Annotated in this window: 1 protein-coding gene; it reads left to right on the top strand. The window is 42.4% G+C overall.

Features of this window, described 5'->3' with window-relative positions; translation table 11 throughout:
- Positions 1-57: 57 nt before the first annotated feature.
- Positions 58-255 (top strand): hypothetical protein (locus tag CWC28_RS20780; RefSeq protein ID WP_138625709.1); only part of this gene is annotated, 198 nt, incomplete at its 3' end.

Raw genomic sequence — 255 nt, 5'->3', positions numbered from 1 at the left:
TGGTGTTGGTCGTGTCGTCCGCACTATGGGAAAAACCTAACCTTTAAGGATATCAACATGAAAAACGTAATTAACATTTTAGCTACAAAACGCGCTAAAGCAGGTCTTCTTTTAACTTCGGCTCTTGGCTCAGCTTCGGTATTTGCCGCTGACCATACAGAAGCGATTAATGCTGCTGGTGCTGATGCGACAACTAACTATACAGCCGTAGTAACTGTACTAATTACAGTAGCTGCAGTTGGTTTTTGTATTGGT

It is taken from the genome of Pseudoalteromonas sp. S4492 (genome assembly GCF_005886115.1).
GTDB classification, from domain to species: domain Bacteria; phylum Pseudomonadota; class Gammaproteobacteria; order Enterobacterales; family Alteromonadaceae; genus Pseudoalteromonas; species Pseudoalteromonas gelatinilytica.
Note: the sequence above shows the minus strand (reverse complement) of the source record. Positions and strands in the feature narration are given on the sequence as shown.